At 67.0% G+C, this 3,894-nt stretch carries 6 protein-coding genes; 1 reads left to right on the top strand and 5 read right to left on the bottom strand.

Going from position 1 to position 3,894, the window contains the following annotated elements; translation table 11 throughout:
• The coding region (locus tag BGN95_RS12660) for a phosphotransferase family protein (protein ID WP_286772811.1) at positions 1 to 1,171 on the top strand (1,171 nt) is incomplete at its 5' end.
• Positions 1,172 to 1,181: 10 nt separating this feature from the next.
• Here the strand turns inward: BGN95_RS12660 and BGN95_RS12655 are convergent.
• From BGN95_RS12655 to BGN95_RS12635, 5 genes are all read right to left on the bottom strand, one after another.
• A complete protein-coding gene (locus tag BGN95_RS12655) occupies positions 1,182 to 1,532 on the bottom strand; it encodes a DUF3147 family protein (RefSeq protein WP_286772810.1) in 351 nt (116 codons plus the stop codon).
• 152 nt (positions 1,533 to 1,684) lie between these two features.
• A complete protein-coding gene (locus BGN95_RS12650; RefSeq protein WP_265312426.1) occupies positions 1,685 to 2,344 on the bottom strand; it encodes a glutathione S-transferase family protein in 660 nt (219 codons plus the stop codon).
• Positions 2,341 to 2,820 carry an SRPBCC family protein gene (locus BGN95_RS12645; RefSeq protein WP_179515342.1) on the bottom strand — a complete coding sequence of 160 codons (480 nt, stop codon included), beginning with the start codon at positions 2,818 to 2,820 and terminating at the stop codon, positions 2,341 to 2,343. Before BGN95_RS12645 ends, BGN95_RS12650 begins: the two co-directional genes overlap by 4 nt.
• Positions 2,817 to 3,194: an ArsR/SmtB family transcription factor gene (locus tag BGN95_RS12640; protein WP_265312427.1), complete on the bottom strand. Its 378-nt coding sequence runs from the start codon at positions 3,192 to 3,194 to the stop codon at positions 2,817 to 2,819. Before BGN95_RS12640 ends, BGN95_RS12645 begins: the two co-directional genes overlap by 4 nt.
• Before the next feature lie 63 nt (positions 3,195 to 3,257).
• Positions 3,258 to 3,894, bottom strand: a 637-nt coding sequence (locus tag BGN95_RS12635) for a thiolase C-terminal domain-containing protein (protein ID WP_502688290.1), incomplete at its 5' end; no start/stop codon positions are given.

Here is a 3,894-nt window from a genome sequence, read left to right as displayed (position 1 = left end):
GCCGCGCGCGATCGCGCTGGAAAAGGGCGGCGCGGAGCTGGAGCGGCCGTTCTTTCTGATGGAGCGGATCGACGACGGCGTGGTAGTCGGCCCGTTCGACCGCGCCGGGTTCGGCAATCATGCCGAGGCGCTGGGCGAGCAATTCTTCGCCGCGCTCGGGCGGCTCGCCGCACATGATGCGAGCGCGTCGCCGCTCGCCGCGCATCTCGACGCGCCGGCGCCCGACCAATGCTGGCGCATCGCGCTCGATTATTGGGAAAAGGTGATCGACACCGATGCGTTCGCGCCGCAGCCGATCGTCCGCGCCGCGATCCGCCGGCTGCGCGCGACGCCGCCGCCGCCCGCCGCCCGCATCGCGCTGGTTCACGGCGATTATCGTTCGGGCAATATGATGCACGACGGCGCCGGGCGGATGCTGGCGATGTTCGATTGGGAAATGGCGCATTTCGGCGATCCGCTCGAAGATCTCGGCTGGGCGCTGAACCCGGTGTGGGACCATTTCCAGCCCGGCCGCGCGTGCGGCATGGTCTCCCCCGAGCGCGCGCTGGCGATCTGGCAGGCGTCGAGCGGGGTCGTCCCCGACCCCGCCGCGCTCGACTGGTGGCGGCTGTTCAATGCGGTCAAGGGCAGCGCGATCTGGACTTCGGCGTTCCGCGAATTTGTGACCGGCGGGCGCACCGATCCGGTGCTCGGCCTCTCGGGCTGGTATGTCCAGCGCCGCCAGGATGCGGTGATCGCTGCGATGCTGTCGGGCACCCCCACCGTCCCGACCGCGCGGGACGAGGCACAGAGCGATCTCGGCCATATCCTCACCGGCACCGGGCTGACGGCTGCCGGCGCCGGCATGGCCGCGAGCGCGCACGATGCGTTCGGCGGCGCGACCTTCACGATCACCGGGGTCCTGTCGCTGCTCGCCGCGGAGGAGGCGGAGAAAGCCGCGGCGTGGCGGCTGGCCGATATCGCCGCGATGCGCGCATTGCTCGGCGACGAAGCGCCGCGCGAGGAGACGCAGGAGATGACGCTTTCCGCGCTCGACGCGCGCTGGGCTCAGCTCGCCGCGGTTTTGATCGCGCATCATGATCGCGTCGCGGCGGAGGGTGGCGACGAAAGCGCGTTGCTCGCTTTCTATCGCGAGAGTGCGGCGCGGCGCGAGCTGGCCTGGCCGGGGTAGGCGTCGCGCGTCAGAGCTGCAGCCCGAACCGCGGCCCGAGCCAGGTCATCGCCGCATAAAGCGCGATCGTCAGCGCGCATCCGGCGACGAGCGCGACCCAGAAGCCGATGCCGTGCCGCAACAGCAGCGGGATGAGCAGGAACATCGGCAGCGACGGGAGGACATACCAGAAGGTCGCCCCGGCATGCGCCGCCATATTCTCGGCATCGGGCCGATCGTGCCACAGCCACATCATCCCGAGCACCGACACCAGCGGCAGCGACGCGGTCAGCGCGCCTAAGCCGGGGTAGCGTTTCGCGAGCGTCGAGGCGATCGCGATCAATATCCCCGAAATGGCGGCCTTGAGGGCGAGGTAAAGCATGGCCCTTGTTAGAGCATCACACGTAAAATGCGATCCACCCCGGCGAAGGGGCATCCCGCAAAGTAATACTTTGCTGGGACCCCGAAGGCCGGGGTCCAGCATCGGGCCGGTCGTAACTGAACCCCGGCCTTCGCTGGGGTGGTGGTCCTCCCCTAGTCCCGATCCGGCGCCCCCAGCGGGAAGAAGGCGCGATAAGGCCGCGCCTCGTCGACCACCCGCGCCACCGAGGGATGCGCCAGCAACCGCGCCCGATAGGCCGAAAGCAACGGAAATTGCGCCCCGATCGGATGGACCCAATCGGCGTAGAACAGCGCGGGCGCGGCGGCGCAATCGGCGATCGTGAACCCGCCGCCGGTCGCCCATTGCCCGGCCTTCAGGCGGTTTTCGAGCCAGGCATAGCAGCGCTCGATCACGCGGTGCGCATCCTCGACCCCGGTCGGATCGCGGTTTTCCTCGGCGCGCAGCGCATTGCCGACGATCCGCTGCATCGGCGCATGGACATAATCGTCGAACACATCGGCCATCATCCGCGCATCGACCGCTTCGGCCCGATCCGCCGGCACCATCGGCGCGCCGCTGCCGTGGTACAGATCGAGATAGTCGATGATCGCATTGCTCTCGACCACTTCGCGCGCACCATCGACCAGCGCGGGAAATTGCCCGGTCGGCGCGAGCTTCGCCAGGCGCGCCAGATTGTCGGGATGATCGGGGTCGATCATGCGGAATTCGAAGCGCACGTCGCGTTCATAGGCCGCGATCAGCGCCTTCCAGGTGAAAGACGAAAAGGGGTGGCCGTAGAGCGCGACGGTCATTGGATGACTCCCAGCGATTGAAGGACGTGCTCGATCATGTCGAATTGGATACCGGTGCCGTGGCGCCGTGCCTCGGTGCCGTCCTCGCCGTCGAGAAAGACGATCTGCTCGGTATAGGAAACGCGCGTCCCGTCACCGTCCGCCTCCAGCTCGAGGCTCGACAAGGTGACCGAATGGAACATCCCCGAATGATAGAGATCATAGGCGTAGACGAGCCGCTGGCCGGGCTCGATCAGGTGGAAGCGCGCGTCGAAGCGCGTCACCAGCCCGCTTTGAGTGAAATGGCCTTCGAGCAGCTCGTGCCCGCCGACGCGAAAGTCCATCGATCGTTTCCCCAGCGTCCATTGCTCCGGCGGCCCGGTGAACCATTGCGCCTTGATCGCCGGATCGGACCACGCCTCGAATATCCTCTCGGGCGAGGCGGCCCATTTGCGCTTCAACGTAAACGTACCGTGGAAAAAGGGCGTCGTGGTCATCGGTGTTCGCCTCCGTCGGCCGTGCCGCCGGCACCGGCCATATTTTGGAATTCATTGTTTTCGAGCAGTTTCCCGAGCCGGTCGAACCGCTGTTCCCAGAGCTGGCGACGCTCGTTGAGCCAATGTTCGACGCGCATGATCGTCTCCGCCGAAATGCGGCATTCGCGGGTGCGGCCGCGTTTCTCGGTCGCGATCAGCCCGCTCGCTTCGAGCACCTGGACATGCTGGTGGATCGCCGCGAGCGACGTCTCGAACGGCTTGGCCAATTCGCTCACCGACGCGGGCCCACGCGACAGGCGTTCGAGGATCGCGCGCCGCGTCCCGTCCGCGAGCGCGTGAAAGGCGAGGTCGAGTTGCGCCGAATACTCAAGCATAGGCTTAAGTAACCGCGGCGCGGCCCGATAGTCAAGCCACTCCTTAAGTATTCGGCGACGCGGTTATGCGGGCGACAGGATCAGCCCGCTGGTCGGCACCCCGGTGCCGGCAGTAACGATGACATTGCTCACCCCCGCGACCTGATTGACCGACGTGCCGCGCACCAGCCGCACGCCTTCCGCGACGCCGTTGAGCCCGTGGATATAGGCCTCGCCCAATTGCCCGCCGTGGGTGTTGATCGGCAGCCGGCCGCCGAGCTCGATATTGCCCTCGCGAATGAAATCCTTCGCCTGCCCCTCGCGCGCGAAGCCGAAAGCTTCGAGCTGGGGCAGCACGAAGGGGGTGAAATGATCGTAGAGGATCGCCGCCTGCACGTCCGCGGGGCCGATCCCGGCCTGCGCGTAAAGCTGTTCGGCGACGATGTTCATCTCCGAGATGCGGCCGATATGCTTGCGGTAATAGCTCGTCATCATCTGGCTGTCGTCGCCCGCGCCTTGCGCCGCGGCGCGGATCACCGCGGGCGGCTGGCGCAGCGACTTCGCGCGCTCGACCGAGGTGACCACCACCGCCACCGCGCCGTCCGATTCCTGGCAGCAATCGAGCAGATGGAGCGGCTCGACAATCCAGCGGCTCGCCTGATGTTCCTCGAGCGTGATCGGCTGCTGATAGAACCACGCCTTGGGGTTGGTCGCGGCGTGG

The organism is Sphingomonas sp. 66-10 (assembly GCF_001897045.1).
Classification (GTDB): domain Bacteria; phylum Pseudomonadota; class Alphaproteobacteria; order Sphingomonadales; family Sphingomonadaceae; genus Sphingomonas; species Sphingomonas lycopersici.
This window is presented reverse-complemented; position numbering and strand designations above follow the sequence as displayed.